The sequence below is a fragment of the Sphingomonas sp. AOB5 genome (assembly GCF_029433115.1).
In the GTDB taxonomy this organism is placed as follows: Bacteria; Pseudomonadota; Alphaproteobacteria; order Sphingomonadales; family Sphingomonadaceae; genus Sphingomonas.
The window spans coordinates 125,075-149,135 of sequence record NZ_JARNTV010000001.1; the positions used below are offsets into that span (position 1 = coordinate 125,075).

Consider the following 24,061-nt stretch of genomic DNA (forward strand, 5'->3'; position numbering starts at 1 on the left):
CTCAGCGCGCTCCCTTGCCGCGGATGCGCCGGATCAGCCGCTTGAACGGATACCAGAGCACCGAGAAGATCCCGAGCAGGATCGACCCGACGATGCCGAAGGCGACGCCCACGGCGCCAAGGCCAAGGCCCGGCCCGGTATAGGCCAGTGCCGCGCCCGGCGCGGTGAGGAGGAGACAGGCGGCAAGCGCCGCCATGAGGCGTGGTGGATTCAGCTGCATGTTGCACTCACCGCGGATTGGATGGCCTGGCCATCGGTTGATGGGGAAAGGTAGCGCGCCCAGCTGATCGCCATGCGGCGCATGTCGTCGCCGGCCGAAATGAAGCGCCAGCGCAGCGTGCCGTCGGGCGCGATACGGACGAGCCGGCCCTGCTCGGTTTCCTCGATCATCGCATCACCATTGGGCAGCGGCGTGCCGCGGCCCTGCGCGCGCGTGGCGAGCTTGTTGCGCTCGAACCCGGCCTGCCAGGGCGAGCTGGTCCGCCCGGTGGCGAAATCGACCACCAGCAGCCGGTTGGTGCCATCCACCTGCATGTTCGGATCGCTGGCACGGATATTATTGTCGAACACCGAGATGCGGTGATCGTCGAGGATCTCGACATCGTGCTGGAAGCGCCACGGCTGGGTCTGCCACCACAGGATCTTGCCGGTGGAGGGCCGGTAGAGCGCGACCAGCGAGAGGTTGCGGATGCTCAGGAACAGGTCGCCGCGATGCCAGTGCGGGCCGCTTTCGAACACCGGCTGGATATCGTTCAGGTGGAAGGGGTCGTCCGAATAGGGCCGGCTGCCCCACAGATGCGCAAGGCCGTTGCGCTCGAGGATATCGGCGATGCGGGTGACCCCGATCAGCTTCCCCTCGGGCGAGACCTGCGCCAGCGCATCGTCCCAGAAGCCGGGCTTCACATTGGGCTGGCGCGGCTTGGGGTAGCGATACCCCGTCCAGATGCTGCCGTCCGGCCCCTGTTCGGTGCCGTGATGGAAGATGCCGTCGATCGACCAGATCAGCTTCCCGCATGCATCGTACCGGGCCAGCGGCGAGCTGTCGTGGACGACGATGCTGCCGTCGGACAGCAGCAGCGGATGCATCAGCCGGTTGCGCGCCACATCCTTGTCGCGGCGGATATCGGTGAGTTCGGAGGTGAAGCTCGATTGCGCGTTAGACGCGGCGATATCGGGCACGAATTCGTGCATCACCCGCCCGTCGCTCAGCCGCAGCAGTTGGACGATCGAACGGCCGCGCTTGGCATCGAATGGCGAGACCAGCACATAGCCGGGATCGGTGAAGGCCTGATCGGGATTGCGCCAGAAGCCCGCCGGCAGCGGCTCGAACGCCTTTCCGCCATACCAGGGCGCGGCCCCACGGAAACTGCCCTGGATCGTATCGGGAATGCGCGCCAGCTGGATCGCGACCCGGCCGAGCGGCCCGGACTTCTCCCAGCCGTCGACGACCGAGCCGAGGCCGATCGCCAGCCCGAGCCCCGCAATGCCCGTCAGCAGCACCGACCAGAGCGGCACGGGCCGGGCGAGCACCTGCTCGAACCGTCCGCGCTGCGCATCGTCGCCGGCCGCCACCGGCTGATCAATCCGATCCCCGTCCAACAAACATCCTTCAGTTCCGCCCCTGTCGTTTCGGGTCGGTTACGTATGTTTCCGGAGGATTTCGTCAGATGTCCGTGTTCAGGCGGGCAGCAACACGCGCGCCAGCAGTCCCCCTTCGGGGCGGTTTTCGACCGTCACATCGCCGCCATGCGCGCGGGCGACGGCACGTACGCTGGCCAGTCCCAGCCCGATCCCGCCGGTGTCGCGATTGCGCGATCGCTCGCCGCGGAAAAAGGGCTCGAACACGCGGTCCAGATCCTCGGGCGAGATGCCGGGACCTTCGTCGCGCACCTCGATCAGCGCCTGCCCCTCGCTATGGCCGAGCGACACATCCGCGCTGCCGGCATATTTGAGCGCATTGCCGACAAGGTTGGACAGCAGCGCCTTCAATGCCACCGGATTGCCGTCCACCACGATCGGCGATCCCGGCACCAAAGTCACCGCGCTGCCCTGATCGGCCAGCTCGTCGGTCACCGTCTCGGCCAGCGAGCGCAGGTCGAGCGGGCGGCGCGTGGCGGGCTGGCTGGTATCGCGGACGAATGCCAGCGTGGCGGCGATCATCGCCTCCATCTCGCGCACATCCTGCTCGCATGCGCGGCGGATCGCATCGGGTGCATTCTCCAGCCGCAGCTCGAGCCGCATCAGCGGCGTGCGCAGATCGTGCGCCACCGCGGCGATCACCATCGCGCGATCGTCGACATAGCGGTTGAGCCGCGCCTGCATCTGGTTGAACGCCGCCGCCGCTTCGGCGATCTCGGCCGGGCCGGTCATCGCCAGCGGCGCGGCGCGCGGATCGCGTCCCAGCCGCTCCGCTGCCGCGGCAAATGCGCCGATCGGCTTGGCCAGCCGGTGCGCCAGCATCCATGCGAACGGCACCACCGCCGCCGCGCCGACCAGCAGCCACAACAGGCTCATCCACTGCCACGTCGCAAGGCCATGCGAAGCCGGACGGATCGTGAGCCACTCGCCATTGTCCTGACGGAAGGAAGCGACGAAATCGCCGATCACGATCACGTCGCGCGCTTCCGAAGCACTTGCCGGCAGCACCGGCGGCGGCAGGCTCGCGCGGTCGTACACGATCGGCCGCTGGGGATAGACCGGCGGCGGAAAGCCGAACCGGATCCGGTCGAGCGGCACGCCCATCGCCATGGCGAGCGAGGGGCGGATACGGTCCGCGCGCGGCGCCCAGCTGACCGGATCGATCTTCGCATCGGGCGCGATCTCCAGATCGATGCCGGAATCGGGCGTGCCGTGCAGCGCATGCGCGATCTGGCCCACCGTCACCACGCGCTGCGCCGGCGTCGGCACCGCGAACGACAAGGCGAAGTTGAGCAGCTGGACGATGGCCAGGCAGGCCAGCATCACCAGGAAGATCCGGAGGAACAGCGGCGATTGCGCTCCGCTGCTCCGGAACAGCTTCATGAGCGCGCGACCCTGGGCACGAACAGATAGCCTTCGTTGCGCACGGTGCGGATGATCTCGTCTCCGCCCGCGCGCAGCTTGCGGCGCAGGCGGCTGACCTGCACGTCGATCGCGCGATCATAAGCGTCCGAATCCGGCCCGCGCGCAGCCGACAACAGCGCCTCGCGCGACAGCACCCGGCGCGGCCGCTCGATGAACACGCGCAGCACCGCGAACTCGCCATCGGTGAGCCCGACCAGCACGCCCTCGGGATCGAACAGCTCGTGCGAGGCGAGGTCGATCCGCCACCCGTCGAACACATATTGATCGGCCTCGGTCGTGGCCGCCCCGCCCCGCCGCCGCAGCGCCGCGCGCACCGTCGCCAGGATCTCGCGCGGGCTGCACGGCTTGGTGAGATAATGGCCAGCACCGACCTCGAGGCCGAGGATACGGTCATGCTCTTCGCCAAGGGCGCTCAGGAACACGATCTCCGGCCCGTCGTCGCGCGCGATCCGGCGGCAGGCGCTCAGGCCGTCCTCGCCGGGCATCATCACATCGAGGATGATCAGGTCCACCGCGGTGCGCGCAAGGATCTGGTCCATGTCGCGCGCACTGGCCGCGGTTTCAACGCGATAGCCGCGCGCGCCAAGACTTTCGGCGAGCAGCTGGCGGATGTCGCGATCGTCATCGACGACGAGGAGAGTAGCGGTTGCGGCCGCCGTTGCGGGGGTCTGGTGCAGCATGTGTCCGGCTTTGCGCCCGAATGTGTTCGGAATGTTTCCGCATAGCATGCCGTTCCGAGTCGATATGTATCAGTTTGTATCAATCGGGATCCGCCTCCGGCCCGATCCGCGCCGGACCGGCCTCCGGCCGCCCATTCAACGCCCGGTTCAGCGCCTCGCGATCCAGCGCTCCGTCCCACCGCGCCACCACGATCGTCGCCACCGCATTGCCGATGAAGTTGGTCAGGCTGCGGCACTCGCTCATGAAGCGGTCGACGCCCAGGATCAGCGCGATCCCCGCCACCGGAACCGACGGCACCAGATGAAGCGTCGCCGCCAAAGTGATGAACCCCGATCCGGTAACCCCCGCCGCCCCCTTCGAGCTGATCATCGCCACCCCGAGCAGGAAGATCTGCTCGCCCAGCGAGAGGTGCACGCCCGTCGCCTGCGCGATGAACAGGGCCGCCAGCGTCATATAGATGTTGGTGCCGTCCAGATTGAACGAATAGCCCGCCGGCACCACCAGCCCGACCACCGGTTTGGCACAGCCCGCCCGCTCCATCTTCTCGATCAGCGCAGGCAGCGCGCTTTCCGACGAGGAGGTGCCCAGGACCAGCAACAGCTCGGCCTTGAGATAGCGGATCAGCTTCAGGATCGAGAAGCCCGACAGCCGCGCCACCGTGCCCAGCACCACCAGCACGAACAGGATCGAGGTGAGGTAGAAGGTCGCGACCAGCTGGCCCAGATTGACCAGCGACCCCAGCCCGTATTTGCCGATGGTGAACCCCATCGCCCCGAACGCGCCCACCGGCGCCGCGCGCATCACGATCCCGACCAGCTTGAACACCACCAGCCCGATCCGGTCGATCATCTCCGCCACCGGCCGCGCCGGCTCGCCGACCAGCGCCAGCGCCACGCCGAACAGGATCGACACCAGCAGCACCTGCAGCAGCTGTCCCTCGACCAGCGCGGAGACGAGCGTGGTCGGGATCATCGCCAGCAAAAAGGCCGCGATGCTCTGCTCGGCCGCCTTCTCCTCATAGCCATGGATCTTGCTCGCATCGAGCGTGGCGGGATCGATGTTCATCCCCGCGCCCGGCTGGACGACGTTCGCCACGATCAACCCGACGATCAGGGCCAGCGTCGAAAAGAACAGGAAATAGGCGAACGCCTTGGCCGCGACCCGCCCGGCATCGCCCAGCGCCTTCATCCCCGCAATCCCGCTGACCAATGTCAGGAAGATCACCGGCGCGATGATCATCTTCACCAGCGCGATGAACGCGTCGCCGATCGGCTTGTACCAGCCATCGGCATATTGCGGCAGATAATAGCCCGCGGTCACGCCCAGCAGGATCGCGACCAGCACCTGAAGATAGAGATGCCCCCACAGGCTCGGCTGGCGCGCAGGCGGCGCTCCGGTCGCGATCACTGCCACAGATGCTCCTCCCCCCGCCGGACCGGCTACCCGCACCGGCTATAGGCGCGCAGGCGCTTCATGATAAGCGCCGTGGCATGACCCTGGAAACCGCCCGAGCCTGGCTCGCCGAACATGCCCCCGATCTCGCGCTGATCGAACATGGCGTCAGCACCGCCACCGTCGCCGAAGCCGCCGCGGCGCTCGGCGTCGAACCGGGCCGCATCGCCAAGACGCTGGCGCTGCGCGTCGGCGATTCCGAATTCCTGATCGTCGCCCGCGGCGATGCCCGGATCGACAATGCCAAGACCAAGGCCGAATTCGGCGGCCGCCCGCGCATGCTCTCCGCCGAGGAAGCGCTGGCCGTCACCGGCCATCCCGTCGGCGGCGTCTGCCCCTTCGGACTGGCGACCGACGTGCCGGTCTATTGCGACGTCTCGCTCCGCCCCTATCCCAGCGTCTTCCCCGCCGCAGGATCGCTCACCAGCTCGGTCGAGATCGCACCCGACCGGCTGGCTGCGCTGGTCTCACAACGCTGGGTGGACATCGCCAAGCTGGCGGAATGACGCACCGCCACGCCAGGCCCCGTCCCTTTCGCAAAGGATTTTACAAGAAAGCGAATTTCCGCGTTCCACGTGGTTGACAAGCCCATGCCCCCACCGTAGTTCGCGCCCCCTACCCCGTGCCCAGATGGCGGAATTGGTAGACGCACCAGCTTCAGGTGCTGGCGGTCGCAAGGCCGTGGAGGTTCGAGTCCTCTTCTGGGCACCATTTCCCTGTGTCAGGGCATCCCAGCACATCGACAAAAACGGCAGAAATCTGCCACTTTTGCTCGGTTCTGTGCGGAAATGTCCGAGCAGGTTCCAGTCGATCCCAGGGCCATATTGGGCCATGAACGGGGCCTAAAATGGCCCCGGAAAAACGATGGCCCGGTGGGCCATTTCGACCGGAAAAGTGGGCGCCATCCGAACAGAACCGATCGAATCGGGAGTTTGGGTTATGGCTTTGAAAGATCTCGAAATTCGCGCCCTCCAGCCGAGGGATCGCATCTACAAGAAAGCTGACGAGCGCGGCCTCTATATCGAGGTGCATCCAAGCGGCTCGAAGCTCTGGCGCTTCAAATACGGTTACCTCGGTAAGGACAAGCGCCTAGCTTTCGGTCGCTACCCGGAGGTCACTCTGGCAGAGGCTAGACAGAAGCGCGACGAGGCCCGGCAGAAGCTGCGTGAGGGCATCGACCCGCTTGCAGAACGCAAGCGCGAGAAGCTCATGGCCCACTATAAAGCGGCGAATACCTTCGGCGACGTGGCCCAGGAATATATCGAGAAGATGATCGCCGAGGGCCGAGCCGATACGACGACGGCGAAGGCCGGATGGCTGCTTGAACAGCTCCGGCCGCTTTGCAACCAGCCAATCGCGGACCTCAAACCGATCGACGTCCTTGCCGCGCTGAAGCGGCTCGAAGCAAAGGGGAAGCTCGAGACGGCCCGGCGCTGTCGATCATTCGCGGGCCGCGTGTTTCGCTACGGCGTTGCGACTGGCCGAGCCGAAGGCGATCCAACCTCACTTCTCCGTGGCGCGCTGATCACCCCGAAGACGACGCACCATGCCGCGATCCTTGACCCGGCGGCGTTCGGAGAGTTGTTGCGCGCGATCGATGCTTACCCTGGCCATCGGATAACCAGGCTCGCGGCGCAGATATCGCCCCATGTGATGGCCCGACCGGGTGAACTCAGGCAGGCGCTATGGCCCGAGATCGACTTCGACAATTCGGTCTGGCGAATCCCCGCCACGAGGATGAAAATGCGGCGACCGCATTCGGTTCCACTATCGCGGCAGGTGAAGGCTTACTTGTTGGAATTGCACGAGCTGACCGGTCCCGACGGCTATATCTTCCCGGCGTTTCACACCTCTCGACGCCCGCTCAGCGAGAACACAGTCAATCAGGCGTTCCGCCGTATGGGCTACGCAGCCGGAGAAGTTACCGCGCATGGGCTTCGAACCACGGCTTCGACGCTGCTCAACGAAAGTGGAAAGTGGAACCCGGACGCGATCGAGCGCTCGCTGGCGCACGCGGACAAGGACGCGGTGCGCGGCACATATAATCGCGGTGCCTATTGGGACGAGCGTGTAGCGATGCACCAGTGGTGGAGCGACTATCTCGACGAGTTGCGTGACGGACCTTCGGGAGAACACATGCCTAAGGCTCCAACGCCTTGCCGAGACAGTATTCGGAGCATCGCCGCGAAATCGTCCCGAAAGAAGGTGCGAGAAGGGTGAGCAGCTCAGGGAGGAGTTGAGGAAAAAGGGCGTCGCGCACGCGGCGCCCTTCGAGGCAGCAGACGAAACACTTTGGCAAACCATCCTGCATGGGCGCAAAGGAGTGGCGATCAAATCGGGAGCACGCATGCCGGGCGTTTACCGGCCGTGTGACGAGTGGATACTCTAACCCTGTCGTGTGTAAAGAAGGTCCGCTTTACTCTAGGGTTATGAATGACACGCCCTTCCGTATGAAGAGACTCGCACCTGCGGCTTGATCTCATCAAACAGAATGTCGGCGATCCGAACGCTGGTTATTTACCAAGATGGAGCGCAATGGCGGAATATAATTTGGGCAAGCTTTCGCATGCCGATTTCGAAGAACTGGTTCACGACTTGCTCGAAGCTGAGTGGGAATCCCCTTTAGAAAGCTTCAAGACCGGGCGCGACGGCGGCGTTGACCTGCGTCGCATCGATGCGGGTGCCAGCACGATCATTCAGTGCAAGCATTTCGAGGGCAGCAGCTTCTCGACATTATTGTCCAAGCTGAAATCGCAGGAAATCGCGAAGGTCCGCGCGCTGGCTCCGGCGCGCTACATCCTGGTCACCTCGGTTGGACTCACGCCGGGGAATAAGGACGCGATCGTCGAGGCGATGTATCCATTCATCCTGACGCCTGAGGATGTGATCGGCGCGTCGGAGATCGAGGACCTGCTGCGCAACCATGACGAGGTCGTGAAGCGGCACTACAAGTTGTGGCTGACCAGCACGGCGGTGATGGAACGGGTGCTGCACGCGGCCGAGCACGCGCGGACCGAGATCCATATAGCGAAGATCATCCGCAAGTTGCCGGTGTTCGTTCGGAACGACGCGTTCCCGCGGGCGCTCCAGGCGCTGGAAGATCACCGCCAGGTCATCCTGTCCGGACCACCAGGCATCGGCAAGAGCACGCTGGCCGACATCCTGCTGTACGCGCACCTGGAAGATGGTTTCCTGCCTGCGATCATCACCGGCGACCTGGCCGAAGGTCATGTCCTCGCACGCGCGGGCAAGCGCATGTTGTTCTACTATGACGATTTCCTTGGCGAGACTTATCTGGGCGATCGACCGGAATATCTAGGGCGCAAGGAGGACAAGGCGCTTGTCGATTTCATCGAATATGTGCAGCAATCCGAGGGTAGCCGGTTCATCCTTACATCGCGCGAGCATATCCTGGCCGACGCGCTCCAGCGTTCGGAGCGTCTCCGACAAAGCGGATTCGCCGACCATCGCTGCGTGATCGAGCTGTCAGACTATTCCAAGTCCCAGCGGGCGCGCATCCTCTACAATCACTTGTACTTTAGCGGCCTACCGGAAGCGTATAAGGAGGCGATGCTCGCTGACGATTTCTTTCTGGAGGTCATCGAGCACGAGCATTTCAATCCGCGAGTGATCGAATGGCTCTCGACCTTGCGCCGGCTTCGATCCGTGCCGGCCGAAGCGTACCAGGATTATGTCACCCGGTTGCTCGACAATCCCGAGGAGATCTGGCGGCACGCATTCGAGCAGGAGATATCCGGGGCAGCGCGCGGAGTCCTGATCCTGGTCTACAGCCTTGGATATTTCGTCGGCCTGGATGACCTCCGGTCCGCCTGGGATGTGTATGAACCGCACTGCGCCGCTAAGTACAACTACAGCAGCGCGCCGAACAGCTATCGTGACGCGCTCAAGGAGCTCGACGGTTCGTTCCTCCGATATGACGAAGGGCGCGTCCTGTTCCTTAACCCGTCGGTCAGGGACTTCATGGCGACCGTCCTGGAGCGCAGCCCGGATACTGTCTCGGACCTGTTGTCGACGGCGATCCGGTTCCGGCAGGTGGCGGACATCGCCGACACGGCCTCGCTGCCCGAGAGCGCACCAGAGCTGAAGGCCTTTGTACAGGACAACATGCCATTGATGCTGTCCGCCTATAGCCGGTTGATCACCACCGAGCATGTCAAATGGGTGAGGGAGAAGGGCAACCGCGTGGGCCACCACGTGGATTTCTCCCCGTCCCAAAAGGTGCGGCACCTTGTCGAGGTGTCGGACGATTTGCAGGCGAACGGGGCACTGGACGTAGTGCGCCAATCGCTGGATCACCTACTGTCTTCCAATGACGTGACCAGCCTTGTCTACGCGATCCAGGGCTTTCGCGAGAGCCCGTGGCTCAACCAGGGCGTCACCCGCTACCTGATCGATCCCGCGGTCGACCACCTGCTCGAGGTGCTGCCGTTCGCAATGTCCGACGACTGCCTCACCCTGCTCGATGCCATGCAACGCGGCCTATCGTTCGAAGCACCGGTCCGGAAACATATAGACGATGTCATCGACCAGATCGTCCATGACGGCTTTTCCGAGGAGCGCGACAATTGCGACGGCGCCGACGACCTCACCGGGCTGAGGGACACGCTGACCCGTATGCAGGAGCGCCATGCCAAGAACCTGAAATATGAGATCGCCTCCATCGACGAAGCGCTTGCTGAACTCGAAGATGACAACGAAGATTTCGGAAGTGGCGACGGATTGGCAGTATCGAACCAAGAGGAACCGGCCAGGGCCTATGGTGACGACGATATACGCGACCTTTTCGGGACCCTCTTCGATTGAGCCCGGTGACCAGCCGGAGCTTATGGGCTTAATGAGCCCGGTGGCCGGCGCTCCCGGCCAATAAAGGCGCAGTCTAGTTGAGCGGTCACCTCATCGACCGAGGGAAACGATATGAAGATCCTCGAAGGCCGGGAGCTTGCCGCGGAGATATTGGCGCTGTTCGACCAGCCGGGGAAACTGCGTTGCGCCGTCGCATTCTGGGGTCCGGACCTTGCAAAGCTGGCGCGTGGCCGGGAGGCAGAGGTCGTGCTCGACATCTCGATGGGCGGTACCTCGCGAAACGCGCTGAAGGCATTCGGGCTGCGCCGGAAGAAGCTGCCGGACCCGAGCTCGAAGGTGACCGTCCTCGACGGGATGCATGCCAAGATATTCCTGGGCGAAAAGCTTGCCATCATCGGCTCCGCCAACGCCTCGCGCAACGCGCTGGGCAACAAGGAAAACCCGCCCGCTTTGTCGGAAGCCGGCGTCGTGGTCGATCGTGAACTCGATCCCGTCGCATACGGGCGCGTCGAGGAAATATACAAAGGCTATTTGGAGCGGTCTCTACCGGTCACAACGAGGGATTGGGAACGCGCCGTAAGGGCCTCCGGCAATCCCGCCGCGCGGGACTATGCCGTGCCTAGTGGACCGGCCCCGGCGTCCATCCTGCGTGCGTTGCTGGATCGGCCAGAGGACTTCGGCCGGGTCTCGTTCATCTTCGCCGACGATGAGGTCGATGCCGAAGAGCGTGCGGAAGCCAATGCCGCTTACGTCAAGGAAGTCGGCCAGGAGCCAAAGAATGCACGCCGAAGCTTGGTTTGCATGCTCGATGACGACCCCGACACGGATGCAAAGCTCCGCGGCGCGTTCCACGTCATCAACTACTGGTTCACACGCCCGGTCGGAATCTACGCCTATCATGACATCGTGCGGATTGAACACGCTGACGCCACCGTCAGTTATTTCGGTCGAAGGGGCTGGCCTAAAATTCGCGAGGAACTCGGCATGCCGCGGGTAACAAAGGATGAAGCATGGCGGCAGGACCTGGCGGTCGCCGAGGATATTGCGGCGTCGGAAGGCCAAGAGCCGACCGACCGCTTTGTCGTGCTGACGTCCGACGAGTTGTTCGAACACATGGAGCGCTCACACGAAGGTGATTGACGGGTGATCAACATTGGAGAAGCGCGAACGTTATCGCGACGCTCCTCGGGCGCTTTTCTGCAAAAAAGGAATATCTCCGCACATAATGGGGATACTGAAGGTGCTAATCCCCGCACGCGCGTGGCTGGGCATCGACCCTACCGTTTGAAAATGCATTCGCGATGCCACGCTAGGAAATGCGGGTGCGGTCGTTCTGCCACACGAGTCGGTGCGAGAGCGTAGCCATTCTTGTTAGTGACACTACGGATGCTGTCAGGGTCGTTGGCCTGACGCGAGATCAGAATCTCCAGATTGTCGCCCAGGCTGATCAAACCACGGTCGAACATCCAATGCGCGGTGCCGGAGAGCGCCAACCCGTTGCTGATGATATCGGGGCCGTTCGCTTCGACCGGTTGAATGTGCGCGGCCTCGACCTCCGCACGTCCGCCGCCGTTGATGAGCTTGAGGCCAGTGATCGCGCACCGCTGATCGTAGGCACGCAGTACGGTGCGCCGAAAAATCCGGTCCCTGACCGGCCGAGAGGTCAGCGCCGGAACGCGGACGCGCTCCTGTTCGAAGATGAAGGGCACCGGCTCCTCTCGTAGCGTGTCGCCCTTCGCAATAACGTCGGTTCGCGGCAGCAACGGCGCGTCGTCACTCAGCCCAATGTCGATGATGCGATTGAAATCCGCTGCAGAGATCGGCCGCACGGCAGATTGCGCGCGCCCGGAAATGCGGCCCTCTTCGTTCAGCACGCCGGTTTCAATCGGCCCTTGCGGCCCGGCAAAGGGCACGGGATTGGCGAAGTCGAGATAGGAGCCAGGCTCGATCAGCGCGAGATACATGCCCGACGTCGAAGGGTCAGGGATGATGCGCTCCACCTTGGCGACCGCGAAATAGCCCCGGGTGTCGGGGACCTTGCGTGGTTCGTAATAGATGATCCAGTCGCCCTCGGTCAGTTGGGCGCGGCTCAGATATTGCGCAGGAAACTGATACCGCTCGGCCGGACTATCATCATAAATTGAATCGGATCGATGGATGAAAACGCCGAAGGCCATTGGCAGAGAATAGACACTTCAGCGTCCGACGCCAGCGGCCGTGCAGCTGGAGCCGGACGCCGAAGTGCGAGCGCCGCTAGCCTAGCTGCTCCTCTCTGAGGCGTTGCACCAACGCGTGCAGGCCAGCGACGGGTACGAGTGTCGAACGGCCGAGCTTAATCACCTCAATGTCTCCTGAGGTGATCAGCTCGTAGACCCTCGATCGGCTGATCCCGAGCATTCTTGTTGCTTCGGGAATGCGCACCGTTATCGGTGCTAGGGATGATAGGTTGTGAAGATCGGAGGGATTGTCAGCCGTCTCCTTGCCGTAGGCGGTTCGATCCAGGTGCGATCTCGTAGCAGTCATTTCAGGCCTCCTTGTTTGGCCCGACCATGACGACGGTGGGGGACATCTACCCCCGGTAGAAAATCAATCTGGACGCAAAGGGAATCTGGCGGGGGTGCTACTGGCCTGTTTCGGCGGAGTAGAACATCGGATTGTGCAGCCAGGCGTTGATGGCGGACTCGCGCCAACCGGCGCAGCGGGTGCTGATCTGGACGTTCTTTGGGAACGTGCCGTTCTGCATCTTCCGGTACATGGTCGAGCGGCTGAGGCCGGTGCGTTCAAGAACCGTCTTGATCCTGAGGATGCGGTCGGGGGTGTCGATCTGCATTGGTATCACCTTGCATGAAGTGCTTCGTGGTGGTGCTCCCCGGGGCGAGTTGGGCAGGAAATCTGCGTGGTGAAAAGATGCCCAGGGGTGTCAGAGAACGACAGCGTGCACAAACGCATCTCTGGCGTAGTTCGATATTTCAGAGGTGAAGTCTCAGGGCGTCCCACGCTTTGCGTGACCGCGCTCTACGCCGCTTGAGCGGCACCGAGTCGCACAGCGTCTCGGCCCATCCGGGTTGCGATCGCTGACGCTAGATTGGTCCGGAGACCAATCTGACCGGGCGCTGCCCGGCGGCGGAACGCGACAGCTGATGGGCGTGCGCTGGCGGACTGCTACGCAGCCACCAGGGTCCGCAGCGCCTTTGATTTCCGCGTAGCACACTCGATCCGCCCGGAGGGCGCGGCGGAGGCTGGCGCACGGGCGCGCGCGCACGCCGCCACGACGGCCGTCCGGATTCGAAAGTGCGTGCTTGCTGGCGCCTGCGGCGCCGGGCGCTTCGCGCTGAAGATCTGCGGACGGCGCTGGCGCGCCGGCGTTGCCTGCCGGCCGCGGCCAAGGGGGGTGGGCGTCGCTACCCTCTAATCCCGTCGCGGCGTGCTGCAACTTGGGCTTCGCCCAAGTCCTACTCTTCGTTTCGGCCCTGCGGGTGCTGCCCGCCGCTCAAGCGGGACTGCCGGTCCGCTCCTTGCCGCCCACCCCCCTTTTCCGGGGCCGGTGCGGTTTTCGAGGAGAAGGAAGATGGAACTCAAGCATATCGATATCGCCAAGCTCTGCATCTCGTCGGCGAACATGCGGGCCAAGGGCAAGCCGAACCTGTCGCACATCCTGCCGTCGATCCGGGCGCGGGGCGTGCTGGTGCCGCTGATCGTGCGGCCTGCGGAAGGTCAGGACCGGTTCGAGATCGTGGCGGGCAAGCGGCGCTACCATGCGGCGCTGGCGGTCGCGGAGGAAGGCGGCGGCGAAGAATCGCTTCCGTGCGCGATCATGGCGGCGGGTGACGACGCGGCTGCGCTGGAGGCCTCGCTGATCGAGAATGTCGCGCGGCTGGACCCTGACGAGGTGACGTTGTGGGAGACGTTCACGCGGCTGGTCCGCGAAGGACGGTCGCCCGAGGACATTGCCCTCACCTTCGGGCTGACCGAGCTGCAGGTGAAGCGGACGCTGGCGCTAGGCAATCTCCTGCCCCGCATCCGGGGCCTCTATCGCAAAGGCGACATCGACGTCGCGACCGTGCGGCATCTGACCCTCGCCTCGAAGGCGCGGCAGCGCGACTGGCTGGCGCTGGTGGACGATCCCGATGCGCGCTGCCCGACCGGGCATCAGTTGAAGGCTTGGCTGTTCGGTGGCGCTTTGGTGCCGGTGAGTGCGGCGCTGTTCGACATCGCCGACTATCCCGGCGAGGTGATTTCCGACCTGTTCGGCGAGGAGCGGTATTTCAGCGATACCGCCGCATTCTGGGCGGCGCAGAATGCGGCCATCGCGGCAAAGGCCGAGGGCTATCGCGAGGCTGGCTGGCCTGAGGTGGTGATCCTCCCGACCGGCGAAACCTTCCACAGTTGGGAGCATGAGCGCTGCGCCAAGCGGAAGGGCGGGAAGGTGTTCCTCGCGTTCAGCGCGCGCGGCGAGGTGACGGTCCATGAGGGCTATATCTCGACCAAGGAAGCGCGGCGGCGCGAGCGTGGCGAAGTCAGCCAGGACGACAAGCCGGTTCGCCCCGAGATGAGCGCACCGATCCAGAACTATGTCGATCTGCACCGGCATGCGGCGGTTCGTGCCGATCTGATCGGCCAGCCTTCGGTCGCACTGCGGTTGATGGTGGCGCATGCCATTGTCGGATCGCCGCTCTGGACTGTCCGGGTCGAGGACCAGCGAGCGGCGAGCGATGCGATTGCCGAGAGCGTCGAAAATAGCGCATCCGAAGCGCGGTTCGACGAGAAGCGGCGCGCGGTGCTGGCGCTGCTCGGTTTCGATTCCGAGACCCCGACCGTCACGCGCGGTTATGAGGGCGAGCATGGCATCGCCGGGCTATTCGTCCGGCTGCTGCAGCTCCCCGATCCTGCGCTGTTCGACGTGGCGGCAGTCGTCATGGGCGAGACGCTGGAGGCCGGGAGCGCGCTGATCGAAGTGCTGGGGCCGCTGCTCGGCACCGACATCGCCAAGGTCTGGCAAGCCGACGACGCTCTGCTCGACCTGATCCGCGACCGCGAGGTGATCGGCTGCGTCCTTGCTGATGTCGGGGGTGAGTCGGTTTCCAGCGCCAACGAGGGTGCGACAGGCAAGGTGAAGCGTGGGATCATCCGCGACTGCCTGACCGGCGAGAGCGGACGCGCCAAGATCGAGGGCTGGGTGCCGAAGTGGATGGCATTCCCGCCAGCCGCCTACACCGAGCGCGGTGGTGTCGGCACAGTCAGCCGCGCTGCGCGGGTCGCGGACCTCACTCTCTCGCAGCCCGAGCCGCAGCCACTGCGGCAGGCTGCCTGAGCATGGGTCTGGCGGTCACTGTGCCGCCAGACCTCCACCCGTGGAGGACATCATGACCCATGATCCCGATCCCGTGACCTTGAAGCGGATCGAACGGGCAGTTCGCAAGCTGCCCCGGTTGCAGCGCGAAATCTTCCTCGCCGCCCGGCTCGACGACATGAGCTATGTCGAAATCGCCGAGCGCACCGGCCTCGCCGTGCGCGATGTCGAGCGGCACATCGCCAAGGCGCTGACGAGCATCGACCGTCGCCTGAACAAGCCGCCGAGGCGATGGTGGCGCATCTGGTAGTTTCAAAATTCAGCCTCGCGGGGCGTGCCCCGCGAGGCTGTGCTTTACGCCCGTGCTCGGTTAGGATCATCCACCCATGCGTACCGACCTCGACCATCTGCCACCGGCCAAGCAGCGCGAGCTGGAGCGCGTCGTCCAGATCCTCTTCGAGGAATTTGGCGACGCGACCGCGATTGCAACTTCGCCCTGGAAGAAGCAGGCGCGCATCCTCAAGGTCATCCTGTACGGCAGCTACGCGCGCGGCGGCTGGGTCGATGAGCCGCATACCGCCAAGGGCTATCAGTCGGATTTCGATCTGCTGGTCATCGTCAATCACGAGAAGCTGACTGATCGCATCGAATATTGGTCGACCGCCGAGGATCGACTCAACCGCGAGCTGGCTATCACCAAGACGCTGCGGACGCCGGTCAACTTCATCGTCCATACCACTGCCGAGGTGAATGCCGGTCTGTCGGAAGGGCGGTACTTCTTCATGGACATCGCGCGCGATGGGATTGCGCTCTATCAGAGCGATCCCGCCGACTTGCCCGAGCCGCAGCCCAAGACGCCGGATCAGGCGCTCGCACTGGCGCGGGAGTATTTTGAGGAGTGGCAGCCCGCTGGCGACGGCATGCTCCAGACCGCCAAATTTAGCCTTTCCCAAGGGCGGCTGAAGGATGCGGCGTTCCTCATGCATCAAGCAACGGAGCGCTATTACCATTGCGTCCTGCTGGTCTGCACCTTCTATACGCCGCACGTTCACAATCTCGGCTTCCTGCGCACGCAGGCCGAGCGGATCGACCTGCGCCTGATCGAGGCATGGCCGCGCGAGACGAAAGCGGATCGCGCGCGGTTTGAGAAGCTAAAGGCCGCGTACATTAAGGCGCGCTATTCCAAGCACTATCGCATCACCGAAGACGAACTCGCCTGGCTGGCCGAGCATGTCGAGGCGTTGGGCCGCGTGGTCGAGGTGATCTGCACCGAGCATATCGAGGCGCTTGAACGCAGCGCCGCAGCGTGACTTCCATCTGAGGCAGGGCCGGACGTTTCTCCGAGATCGCAGCACCGACTCCGTGTGATTGCCTTGACCTGTGACCGGTCAGGCCCGCGCGCAACCTTCGCTTCCGCCATTCTTCCCCGCCGCTGCGCGGCTCCTCGCGAAACAAGAATAGCGTCCGCTCAGGTCCTCCGCTTCGCTGCGGCCGTGCCGGTGCGCGCGGGCCTTCGAGCCAGCCACCTTCAGTCGGCATCGACGGGAACGGTTCCCGCGACCAAGTGGAGAAAGCCAATGCCTGCCATCGGATATGTCACCCGCGACGAGCATGGTTCGTTCAAGGGGAACCTCAAGACGCTCAGCATCCGCGCCGACGTCGCGATCGTCCCCAACACCGCGAAGGCCGGCGACACCCAGCCCGACTATCGCGTCCTGTCCGGCGATATCGAGATCGGTGCCGGGTGGAACCGCCGCGCCGAGAGCAGCGGCCGGGATTACGTCTCCCTCTCGCTGGCGGCGCCCGAGTTCGGACCGCGGCGGCTCTACGCCAATCTCGGACGCGTGCCGGGCGATGCCGATGACCGCTTTGCGATCATCTGGAATCCAGCGGACTGACGAGAGGCGCGGCGCCTTCGGGTGTCGCGCACTTCTTTTAGCGTTACGACAGCAAGTGGGTCGGTTGCGGACAAGACGTTTTGACCGCCAGAAGCACAAAGCCGCCCTTTCGGCAGAAAGATGCAGTTCCGGTAGGATTCATAGCTGAACGTCTGGGCAGCATTAGATAGGCCCGAGATTTTAGGCCCATTCATCACGCTAGCCGACATTCAGTCAATTCGGATCCGTCTACAGTAACGCAAACACCACGCCTCGCGAGACGACTGGCCTCTCGTCTGTGCTAATTAAAAACTACTCCTGCTGACCCTGTGCTGGAGTCAGTGGTTGAACAGGCTGCGTGATCGGCGTCTGCTGAGCGATAGCAGCCGCTCTGCCACTCATTATTGCTAATCGGTATGCAGCCAAGGCGGCTCCAATTAGGAGGACGATGGCGTACACCGTCAGGAAGTATCCGACGAGACCGGCGAAACCGGTAAGAAGTCGGTTCAGCACCGTAGCCCAGTATGGAGAAAAGGGCAGCACCCCAATAATATCAATTAAAAGCGTCGACTTGTTCATAATTGCAAATACGATCGCTGCCGTCTGGATAAGAATGAAGTGCAGGAACGTCGCGTTAACCATTCGCAGAACGGTCGGGCTGCCGTCAGTAGTCGGCGCATTTAACGCGGCTAACAGCCGCTCATCGGCCAAGCTAAAAATCAAAGCATAAGCGCCAAGGCTAAACCCAAGAAGATTGGGCAGAAGACTAAGGGGAAGTTCAATCCAATCGGGTCGAAGCCAAGCTGAGTAGGATGCGCCAGACACCAAGACGGAAAAGTGAAACAGCGGAGAGGAAAGCAGGTCTTTCCACCCGCCGTAGTCAGACCAGTACCGTGAAAGGGCACCCAAAAGTCCCTGGTAGCTGGCGGGAACTCTCATCCTTGGTTGGCTTCCATACTACGACGAAGGCGATCGAACGCTGCCGCTTCGCTCTCCACCTCGGGATCATAGCGTATCTGATCGATGCGCGGGTTGTCGCGTGTCGAGATCCTTACATGCCCATCGCCATCATATCCCTTGGCCTCAACCTCCCCATTTGCGAGCGCGGCCGTTCCCAGCCGTCGCAGGCTAGGCGTTTCCTGGAGTGCACCGCCGGGCGGCGCCGTGTACGCTATCTCGATCCGCTGAGCATGAGCAGCTGCCAATTGGTTGTCGATTTGGCCCTCAAGATCGTCGTCCCAGATGTCTGGGTTCGGGCGGTCAATGATGAAGCGCACGCTTTTGAGGCGGCGCAACTTAAAGATGCGTTCCAGCGATGTCCTATCTTGCAGAATGCTAATTTTGACCGGGCCGAACTGCTGGACGATGAGCTGGTCATCGGAAAGGCCGAGAAATATAGCCTCCGCGCTGTTGGGAGTAAGCTGACGACCGCCGCTATACTGCTCGAACGTCAGAATGTGTTTCCTGACGTTCATCGTGAAGCGAAAAGCTGATGAATTCGGATGCGCGTTGGCCGGGATGCTTATCTTTTTCAAAAGGTCGGGGTCAGCATCCTCAAGGCTGTTTTCGTCGAACCATTTGCTGGTTGGGTCGATCTTTGTGAAGGTGCGAAGGTACCCTTTGATCAAGCCCTCTTCGATGTTTCTCCTATCAAGAAGAGTGATCATACCGAACCTGTCGCCCCGAATTCGGACCGGCAATCTCAAATCGTAAAGCGCCTGAAGGTATTGATCATATAACTCAGGAGAGTGCGGATGCAGCCGAATGTTCAACGCGCCAACCGCCAGCTTCAATTCTCTTGCCACAGTACCCCCGATACTCCCCTTTCTTTGAAGGTAGGCCACCGCTCCTTCCCCGGCAAGCAGTTTGCTAAGTATCGAGTGAAGCGCGGGCCCAAGTCCTGACAGCCTAGATACCGACCCAACAGGAAAGCCATGCCCGGTCAAGGGGGCGGCCAATCAGGACTTGGTAAGGCGACGGCGCCACCCACGCGAACTGGTTCCGATCGCGTAGGTGAATGGCGACGCACGGGCACGGAGATCGGCGGACTCGATTTCGAGTACATCGAAGGGAGCCGGTGCCGCGAACTGCCTGATCGCCATACCGGGTCCGTTTTGTTATTCGAAGCGGCTAAGTTTTGCGCGCTCGCTTGCGTCCCAGCGTGAGATATGCCGCTCTAGCCCTTTCAGCACGGTTTCGGCCCAAAGTCGCACGCGTGGATCGGAATGCCGGGTCAGCGATGCCACCAGCATGCGGAACTCGATGAGCCGGGCGGTCAGGTTTCCGCTTCCGGAGAAGACGCGCTGCCTAAAGATCCGAAGCACGCGCTCAGGCTGGGGTGCGGCGGCGACACAGGCCGTGGCGAGCGTCGACCAGCGCACTTCGCCGGCATAAGCGTCGTGGGCGGTCATGGGCACGACCTTTGCCAGAAGCAGGCTCCTCACCGGGGCATCCGCTTCAAGCCAGCGCAGCACCACCTTCTCGGCAAGAACCTCCTGCGAGAAGAAGATGCGGAGAACATCCTCGCGTGCGTCCTTCGCCAGTATCTCTTCTAGGACGATCTCCGGATAGCGTCGCGTCAGCAACGTACCCAGCGCCTGGAAACTCGGTAGGATGTAGAGCGTGTCGGGCCGAGCCTGCATCACCGCCACGCAAATTGCCGCTGCGAGTGCATCTCGGTCCTGATTGACCGGCGTCCATCGTGCGAGATCGGCGACCGCGCTCGGAAGGCCGGCCGCCCCATCGGCATAGGTGCGCGGGTTGCAGAGGAAGCTTTTAGCGAGCCGGACCATCTCGGCTTCGGGTTCAGCTCCTTCATCGAGGCCGAAGAAGTAACTGCACAGAAGCGCGATCGCCGGGTAGACGCCATTGCTGTCGCGATAGATCAGGTCAAGAAAGCTCGCGCGCGAGACTGCCGGGATCAGCTTGATGTTCTTGGCATCGATCAGCATCGATATCTGATCGGGGCGCATTTCGCAGGATGACAAGGCGGCAACGATACGCCGCACCGCTTCCTCGTTGAGCCCGATGCTCAGATGCAGGGCGATAAGGTGCTGGCGAAGCGCCGGGTCCGCCGCCGCCTGGTCGAGCCAAGATTCCGCCATGGCCTGGTCGCGCTGAGCTATACCCTGGATCAAGCCCGCGAGCATCTGCACCTGTTGTTTGAGCTCTGAATCCGCTGTGAACGCGTAGCGAGCGCTGACCCATAGGGCTTCGGGATCTGTGGCCGCTTTCGCAAATGCCGCGCCGAACGCACGGAGATTATCGCTGGACTGGGCCTTATCGCAGCGCCGCATCAGGTCGGTGAAGCTCGCTCCGCCCGTCGCAAGTTGCTCACCGAGTTGTTCCGCCGGGGAGCGGCGCCCCGTGCTCGAAAATGCTCGCCGGTCCGGCTCGGCTTCGCCGGTCACCATCCGCCAGAGTGTATCGTCACCCCAGTCAGATTTTCGGCACACAAACGTCTCAAACAACGCAACGGGCGTGTCGGGGCGAAGCGCTCGTTCAAGGTCTCTGACGCCTGGATTCGCACGCTGCCGTTTACGACCGGACATATAGGCCAAGTCAGCCGCGGCAGCCAGCCAGCCTTCAAGCCAATATTGCTCCGGTCGGAGTTCGCGCATCGCCGCGGTCGCCAGATCTGCCGTCGCGCGATCGGCATGATTGGAGAAACTTGCGCAGACCGTTGCGCGCGCCGCGCCCGCAAGGCTTGGATCGCGAGCAGCCGCGTCTCGAATCTGCCGATAAGTCGCGTCGAACCATGCATGGTCTTCCTCGGGACCCTCAGGTGACCACGCCGGCGTCATAATACGCTGCTCGAAGCTCTGGTCGTTGCGGCCAAAATTGTTGGTCATGAGCATCGCTTCGGCCACTTCGAGGCCGAACCGGCGAACCTCTTCACGGCGGTCGTGAAGTAGGCGATCGAGCAAGCGCTGGCGGGCCCCATGCGCTGCCATGGTCGCCTCGGCAAAAGGCCGGAGCATATCCTGAATGATTTGCGTAACTTTGCGCCGTTCGTCCTCCGTCGCGCCCACCCATAGCTCGACCAAGGCCGCCATCGCCCGGTCGAACAGCCTGTCGTCATACCCAATTCTAGCGAGCAGCCTTGCCAGATCGTAGCGCCGCTGACCGGCGAGGTTAATCGGGCGAGGCGATACGCGTTCCGCCTGCATTCGCTCGATAGCCCGAAGCGCGGCGACCGGTACCCAGGGCGCTATCGCGATAAATCCGCGAAGGCCGTTGCCGTCGAGCGTGCCGGGATTCTCCAGCGCGCCGCCCGCGGCAAGCAGCATCTCCGCGATGCGCTGTGCTGCTGGCTCGGCACGAAGTTCCCCCAATCTCCGGGCGAACGAAGCCAGCAATCGCGGTGGAGCATCCAGGAAGCGCTGGAGCAGTCGTGCCGGATCGCTCCGCCGAAGAAAGGGTGCTGCGAGCATATTCGCAAGAGCCGGCGGCATGACCGCGCGCTGGGGGCCACGCTGCTGGACGACGCCCCAGTCGAGCAGGGTCGCGACGTGGCGATAAAGGACATCCTCGGAGAGCGCATCGATGGCGGCGAGGGAGGGATGTTCTTCGGTCTCGCCGTCCGCCGCTTCGACATAAAATGCATAGACTAGCGCGGCGATTTCGGCGGAGCGCCTTAGTCCTGGCTCCTGCTCGCCGCGGCCGGTCCGGAACAGCCGGTCGAGAAGTTGGGAATCGCGCAGCCGGGATAAGTCACCGCCGCGTGCGCCTTCGGCAATCTTGAGCGCGATACGGGCATTCCCGCCGGCAAAGTGCGCCAGACGTTCGTAATCCCGGTAGCCCAAGCCGGGTTGGCGCTGACCCAGCAAGTTCGCAATTAGTTGCGGACTATTGTCGTCCAACCTGACGAATTCGCCTAGCGTGGGGTCGCTCTCGATATCATAGTCGATCGTCAACAGGCTCGACTGGCTTTGCTTGCGCGAAACGATCTCGGCGAGCTGCGCGTGCGCTCGCGACGTGCAATTATCGACGATGATGACGGATTTGACGTTAGCCAGGACGAGTTGCTCGGCGAGCAGCGGTGCGCCGACCGCAAGCTCTAGGCCGGCATCGCCATAAATAGCCTGTTCGGCAGGAAGTTCGCTGCCCTTGGCGATCCGGCCGTCGAACAGCACTTCAGCGAACCTTGTCTTGCCCATCCCGGACAGACCGACAAGGCGCACGATTCCGCCAGGCTTCGCCAATATCTCGCGCACTGCCCCGAGTGCTGTGCGGATGTCGACCGTTCTGCCCTGCAGGATTGCGCGCCTGCTTTCATCGAACAAATAGGGCAGCGCCGCGGCCCCGGGCGCCGACCAGTCGCCCGCCGGCCGCCAACCGCCAAGATCGCGACCAGCCTGGCGCAGCACCCACACGGCAATGCCGAGATGCTGATTTACCCAGCGCGCGATACTGTCGGCGCCAAGGAAATCCGTATGTATTTTCTCGGCTCCAGGCACACCCTCTAACGCTTCGCCCATCGCGTCCACTCGCCTGGCATGGGCGGAATGGGAAACGTCGTCGGTCGAAACAATTATATAGGCGCCATTAGCCTCGGCCAATTCCTCGAAGATCGCCCGCGCTGCGCCTCCGGGTCGCATTTCGCTGCGAATGGCCGCAGGCGGCATGACTTGGGCTTTGCATTGGTAATAGATTTTCCGCCGTGGCAGCCAGCCGTTCGGGATAGCTTTGTCGGTCCAGACGATGGCCGCATCGACCCCCGAATCTGCCGCGGTCTGGTTGCCGCCCACCGAGATGGCGGCAGGTGCGATGCCGCGCGTGCGCGCCTCGGCCTCGAGCAGCAGTCGCAGCAGCGAACGAAGCTGCATGTCGGAAAGCGCCGCGACAAGTTCCTTACTGACTTCGAACGGCCCCATGTTGAACGATGTAGTTTTGCTCGTCTTGGAAAGCACCGGAAAAGTTGTTGGCTTAAGACAGTGCTGAATTGGATTTTCGACCCCTCACGCAGGTCGGGCCTTTGCTCACAAATGAAGCGTGCACGCTCTTGCTTTCGCTGCGCTGCCGCCGACCGTCCCGCTGTCCGAAGTCAGATGCGTGCCAACCACTCAGTAGCCGCTATTTCTAGAATCGACCGAACCATTGGCAGGCTTCGGGATCAACTTTAGAGCAGCCCATTGATCGAGATTGAGCGCGTAGCCGCACTGAAACCGGCCCGAAATGGCAACGAGCAGTTCGCAATCACCAATCTTTCCTCGTCATCTGTTCGAATGCCCGTCGACCGCGCCGGCGCCATAGTGCAAGGGCCTGGTCGCGATGTTCGCTCTGCAACGTCGCTGCGCTTTCGACCATGAGGCCGAAGATCACGGCGCGATCGTCGCCGGTCAGTTCGATCAGTCCGGCTTTCGCGATTAGACCGCCAAGCTCGATCAGCTGGCGGGTTCTCTCGCGGCGCTTCACGACCCACTCTCGCTTGTCGTCACGCGCGATCCTGGCTTGCAGCCGGTGACGCTGCGCTGATGCTCGCCGGATCGCGGCGCGCGTCGCCGCGGTGGCTTCCGCCAGCTTTCCGTGATCCTTGAAAGAACGCCACGCCGCGTTTGCGCCACCCCTCTTTCGTCGCATTGTCCGCAATTTCGACGGTGGTGAGCAGCGCACCTGCGAGTTGCTCGATCGGTAGCGCGTCGGCTCCCGTAGCAGCCACCAGTTCGCCAAGCTGATGTAGCTTTTGATCCTTGAGGCGCCTGGCCTTGTCTCCCAGCGCCTTCAGTTCGGCGTCAAAATCCCGGGGTTTGCGCATCGGCCCTCTCCATTTGCACGGCAAGGACCGACCAGTTATCGGCGCATTCGATCAGGCACAATGTCCTGAAATCTCATGGGATTCCGCAGTCCCGAGAAAGATGAATTCTTTCGAGGG

At 63.0% G+C, this 24,061-nt stretch carries 21 protein-coding genes and 1 tRNA gene; 9 read left to right on the plus strand and 13 right to left on the minus strand.

The annotated features are described in order from the left end of the window. Position 1 precedes the first annotated feature (1 nt). From P1X14_RS00740 to P1X14_RS00760, 5 genes are all read right to left on the minus strand, one after another. The gene (locus P1X14_RS00740) at positions 2–220 is read right to left on the minus strand and encodes a hypothetical protein (RefSeq protein ID WP_277313381.1); all 219 of its coding nucleotides are present in this window, start codon (positions 218–220) and stop codon (positions 2–4) included. Further along, positions 211–1,572, minus strand: a complete 1,362-nt coding sequence (locus P1X14_RS00745) for an arylsulfotransferase family protein (RefSeq protein ID WP_277313382.1) — start codon at positions 1,570–1,572, stop codon at positions 211–213. The genes P1X14_RS00740 and P1X14_RS00745 overlap by 10 nt, the downstream gene beginning before the upstream one ends. Positions 1,573–1,677: 105 nt before the next feature. Next, the gene (locus P1X14_RS00750) at positions 1,678–3,021 is read right to left on the minus strand and encodes an ATP-binding protein (RefSeq protein ID WP_277313383.1); all 1,344 of its coding nucleotides are present in this window, start codon (positions 3,019–3,021) and stop codon (positions 1,678–1,680) included. Further along, the gene (locus P1X14_RS00755; RefSeq protein ID WP_277313384.1) at positions 3,018–3,743 is read right to left on the minus strand and encodes a response regulator; all 726 of its coding nucleotides are present in this window, start codon (positions 3,741–3,743) and stop codon (positions 3,018–3,020) included. The genes P1X14_RS00750 and P1X14_RS00755 overlap by 4 nt, the downstream gene beginning before the upstream one ends. Before the next feature lie 79 nt (positions 3,744–3,822). Then, positions 3,823–5,151, minus strand: coding sequence for a dicarboxylate/amino acid:cation symporter (locus P1X14_RS00760; RefSeq protein ID WP_277313385.1), 1,329 nt, complete (start codon positions 5,149–5,151; stop codon positions 3,823–3,825). Positions 5,152–5,234: 83 nt separating this feature from the next. Here P1X14_RS00760 and P1X14_RS00765 point away from each other — a divergent pair, with 83 nt between their 5' ends. From P1X14_RS00765 to P1X14_RS00785, 5 genes are all read left to right on the plus strand, one after another. Next, positions 5,235–5,702 carry a YbaK/EbsC family protein gene (locus P1X14_RS00765; RefSeq protein ID WP_277313386.1) on the plus strand — a complete coding sequence of 156 codons (468 nt, stop codon included), beginning with the start codon at positions 5,235–5,237 and terminating at the stop codon, positions 5,700–5,702. A gap of 118 nt (positions 5,703–5,820) precedes the next feature. Further along, positions 5,821–5,907: transfer RNA gene (locus P1X14_RS00770), tRNA-Leu, on the plus strand. A 228-nt stretch (positions 5,908–6,135) separates the two neighbouring features. Beyond that, complete coding sequence (locus tag P1X14_RS00775; protein ID WP_277313441.1) at positions 6,136–7,416, plus strand: integrase arm-type DNA-binding domain-containing protein; 1,281 nt, start codon at positions 6,136–6,138, stop codon at positions 7,414–7,416. Positions 7,417–7,731: 315 nt separating this feature from the next. Next, positions 7,732–10,020 (plus strand): restriction endonuclease, encoded by a 2,289-nt coding sequence (locus P1X14_RS00780; RefSeq protein WP_277313387.1) that lies wholly within the window; start codon positions 7,732–7,734, stop codon positions 10,018–10,020. A gap of 111 nt (positions 10,021–10,131) precedes the next feature. Further along, positions 10,132–11,160: a phospholipase D family protein gene (locus P1X14_RS00785; protein WP_277313388.1), complete on the plus strand. Its 1,029-nt coding sequence runs from the start codon at positions 10,132–10,134 to the stop codon at positions 11,158–11,160. Positions 11,161–11,297: 137 nt separating this feature from the next. Here P1X14_RS00785 and P1X14_RS00790 read toward each other — a convergent pair whose 3' ends face one another. The 3 genes from P1X14_RS00790 to P1X14_RS00800 form a co-directional block, all read right to left on the minus strand. Next, the gene (locus P1X14_RS00790) at positions 11,298–12,197 is read right to left on the minus strand and encodes an HNH endonuclease (RefSeq protein ID WP_277313389.1); all 900 of its coding nucleotides are present in this window, start codon (positions 12,195–12,197) and stop codon (positions 11,298–11,300) included. 76 nt (positions 12,198–12,273) lie between these two features. Next, entirely contained in the window at positions 12,274–12,543 is a 270-nt protein-coding gene (locus tag P1X14_RS22095; RefSeq protein ID WP_346770434.1) for a helix-turn-helix domain-containing protein, read from the minus strand. 97 nt (positions 12,544–12,640) lie between these two features. After that, positions 12,641–12,850 (minus strand): AlpA family phage regulatory protein, encoded by a 210-nt coding sequence (locus P1X14_RS00800; RefSeq protein WP_277313390.1) that lies wholly within the window; start codon positions 12,848–12,850, stop codon positions 12,641–12,643. Between the two features lie 738 nt (positions 12,851–13,588). Here P1X14_RS00800 and P1X14_RS00805 point away from each other — a divergent pair. The 4 genes from P1X14_RS00805 (at position 13,589) to P1X14_RS00820 (ending at position 17,208) form a co-directional block, all read left to right on the plus strand. Next, complete coding sequence (locus P1X14_RS00805; protein WP_277313391.1) at positions 13,589–15,331, plus strand: ParB N-terminal domain-containing protein; 1,743 nt, start codon at positions 13,589–13,591, stop codon at positions 15,329–15,331. A 52-nt stretch (positions 15,332–15,383) separates the two neighbouring features. After that, positions 15,384–15,620 carry a sigma factor-like helix-turn-helix DNA-binding protein gene (locus P1X14_RS00810; RefSeq protein WP_277313392.1) on the plus strand — a complete coding sequence of 79 codons (237 nt, stop codon included), beginning with the start codon at positions 15,384–15,386 and terminating at the stop codon, positions 15,618–15,620. Positions 15,621–15,696: 76 nt separating this feature from the next. Continuing rightward, the gene (locus P1X14_RS00815; protein ID WP_277313393.1) at positions 15,697–16,620 is read left to right on the plus strand and encodes a HEPN domain-containing protein; all 924 of its coding nucleotides are present in this window, start codon (positions 15,697–15,699) and stop codon (positions 16,618–16,620) included. A gap of 267 nt (positions 16,621–16,887) precedes the next feature. Continuing rightward, complete coding sequence (locus P1X14_RS00820) at positions 16,888–17,208, plus strand: DUF736 family protein (RefSeq protein WP_277313394.1); 321 nt, start codon at positions 16,888–16,890, stop codon at positions 17,206–17,208. A gap of 291 nt (positions 17,209–17,499) precedes the next feature. Here the strand turns inward: P1X14_RS00820 and P1X14_RS00825 are convergent, their stop codons facing one another. From P1X14_RS00825 to P1X14_RS00845, 5 genes are all read right to left on the minus strand, one after another. After that, on the minus strand, positions 17,500–18,126 hold the full coding sequence (locus P1X14_RS00825) for a hypothetical protein (RefSeq protein ID WP_277313395.1): 627 nt from the start codon (positions 18,124–18,126) through the stop codon (positions 17,500–17,502). Then, positions 18,123–18,980, minus strand: a complete 858-nt coding sequence (locus P1X14_RS00830) for a DUF4747 family protein (RefSeq protein ID WP_277313396.1) — start codon at positions 18,978–18,980, stop codon at positions 18,123–18,125. The genes P1X14_RS00825 and P1X14_RS00830 overlap by 4 nt, the downstream gene beginning before the upstream one ends. Positions 18,981–19,304: 324 nt before the next feature. After that, positions 19,305–23,063 (minus strand): hypothetical protein, encoded by a 3,759-nt coding sequence (locus P1X14_RS00835; RefSeq protein ID WP_277313397.1) that lies wholly within the window; start codon positions 23,061–23,063, stop codon positions 19,305–19,307. A 322-nt stretch (positions 23,064–23,385) separates the two neighbouring features. Continuing rightward, positions 23,386–23,604: a conjugal transfer protein TraD gene (locus P1X14_RS00840; protein ID WP_277313398.1), complete on the minus strand. Its 219-nt coding sequence runs from the start codon at positions 23,602–23,604 to the stop codon at positions 23,386–23,388. A gap of 19 nt (positions 23,605–23,623) precedes the next feature. Then, on the minus strand, positions 23,624–23,944 hold the full coding sequence (locus tag P1X14_RS00845) for a conjugal transfer protein TraD (protein ID WP_277313399.1): 321 nt from the start codon (positions 23,942–23,944) through the stop codon (positions 23,624–23,626). Positions 23,945–24,061 lie beyond the last annotated feature (117 nt).

Bases quoted from the DNA above. Each gene is read 5' to 3' on its own strand.
- P1X14_RS00785 (WP_277313388.1), top strand. From the start codon at position 10,132: ATGAAGATCCTCGAAGGCCGGGAGCTTGCCGCGGAGATATTGGCGCTG.
- P1X14_RS00810 (WP_277313392.1), top strand. From the start codon at position 15,384: ATGACCCATGATCCCGATCCCGTGACCTTGAAGCGGATCGAACGGGCA.
- P1X14_RS00750 (WP_277313383.1), bottom strand. From the start codon at position 3,021: ATGAAGCTGTTCCGGAGCAGCGGAGCGCAATCGCCGCTGTTCCTCCGG.
- P1X14_RS00820 (WP_277313394.1), top strand. From the start codon at position 16,888: ATGCCTGCCATCGGATATGTCACCCGCGACGAGCATGGTTCGTTCAAG.
- P1X14_RS00815 (WP_277313393.1), top strand. From the start codon at position 15,697: ATGCGTACCGACCTCGACCATCTGCCACCGGCCAAGCAGCGCGAGCTG.
- P1X14_RS00805 (WP_277313391.1), top strand. From the start codon at position 13,589: ATGGAACTCAAGCATATCGATATCGCCAAGCTCTGCATCTCGTCGGCG.
- P1X14_RS00800 (WP_277313390.1), bottom strand. From the start codon at position 12,850: ATGCAGATCGACACCCCCGACCGCATCCTCAGGATCAAGACGGTTCTT.
- P1X14_RS00790 (WP_277313389.1), bottom strand. From the start codon at position 12,197: ATGGCCTTCGGCGTTTTCATCCATCGATCCGATTCAATTTATGATGAT.
- P1X14_RS00845 (WP_277313399.1), bottom strand. From the start codon at position 23,944: ATGCGCAAACCCCGGGATTTTGACGCCGAACTGAAGGCGCTGGGAGAC.
- P1X14_RS00765 (WP_277313386.1), top strand. From the start codon at position 5,235: ATGACCCTGGAAACCGCCCGAGCCTGGCTCGCCGAACATGCCCCCGAT.
- P1X14_RS00755 (WP_277313384.1), bottom strand. From the start codon at position 3,743: ATGCTGCACCAGACCCCCGCAACGGCGGCCGCAACCGCTACTCTCCTC.
- P1X14_RS00775 (WP_277313441.1), top strand. From the start codon at position 6,136: ATGGCTTTGAAAGATCTCGAAATTCGCGCCCTCCAGCCGAGGGATCGC.
- P1X14_RS00835 (WP_277313397.1), bottom strand. From the start codon at position 23,063: ATGGGGCCGTTCGAAGTCAGTAAGGAACTTGTCGCGGCGCTTTCCGAC.
- P1X14_RS00780 (WP_277313387.1), top strand. From the start codon at position 7,732: ATGGCGGAATATAATTTGGGCAAGCTTTCGCATGCCGATTTCGAAGAA.
- P1X14_RS00740 (WP_277313381.1), bottom strand. From the start codon at position 220: ATGCAGCTGAATCCACCACGCCTCATGGCGGCGCTTGCCGCCTGTCTC.
- P1X14_RS00825 (WP_277313395.1), bottom strand. From the start codon at position 18,126: ATGAGAGTTCCCGCCAGCTACCAGGGACTTTTGGGTGCCCTTTCACGG.
- P1X14_RS22095 (WP_346770434.1), bottom strand. From the start codon at position 12,543: ATGACTGCTACGAGATCGCACCTGGATCGAACCGCCTACGGCAAGGAG.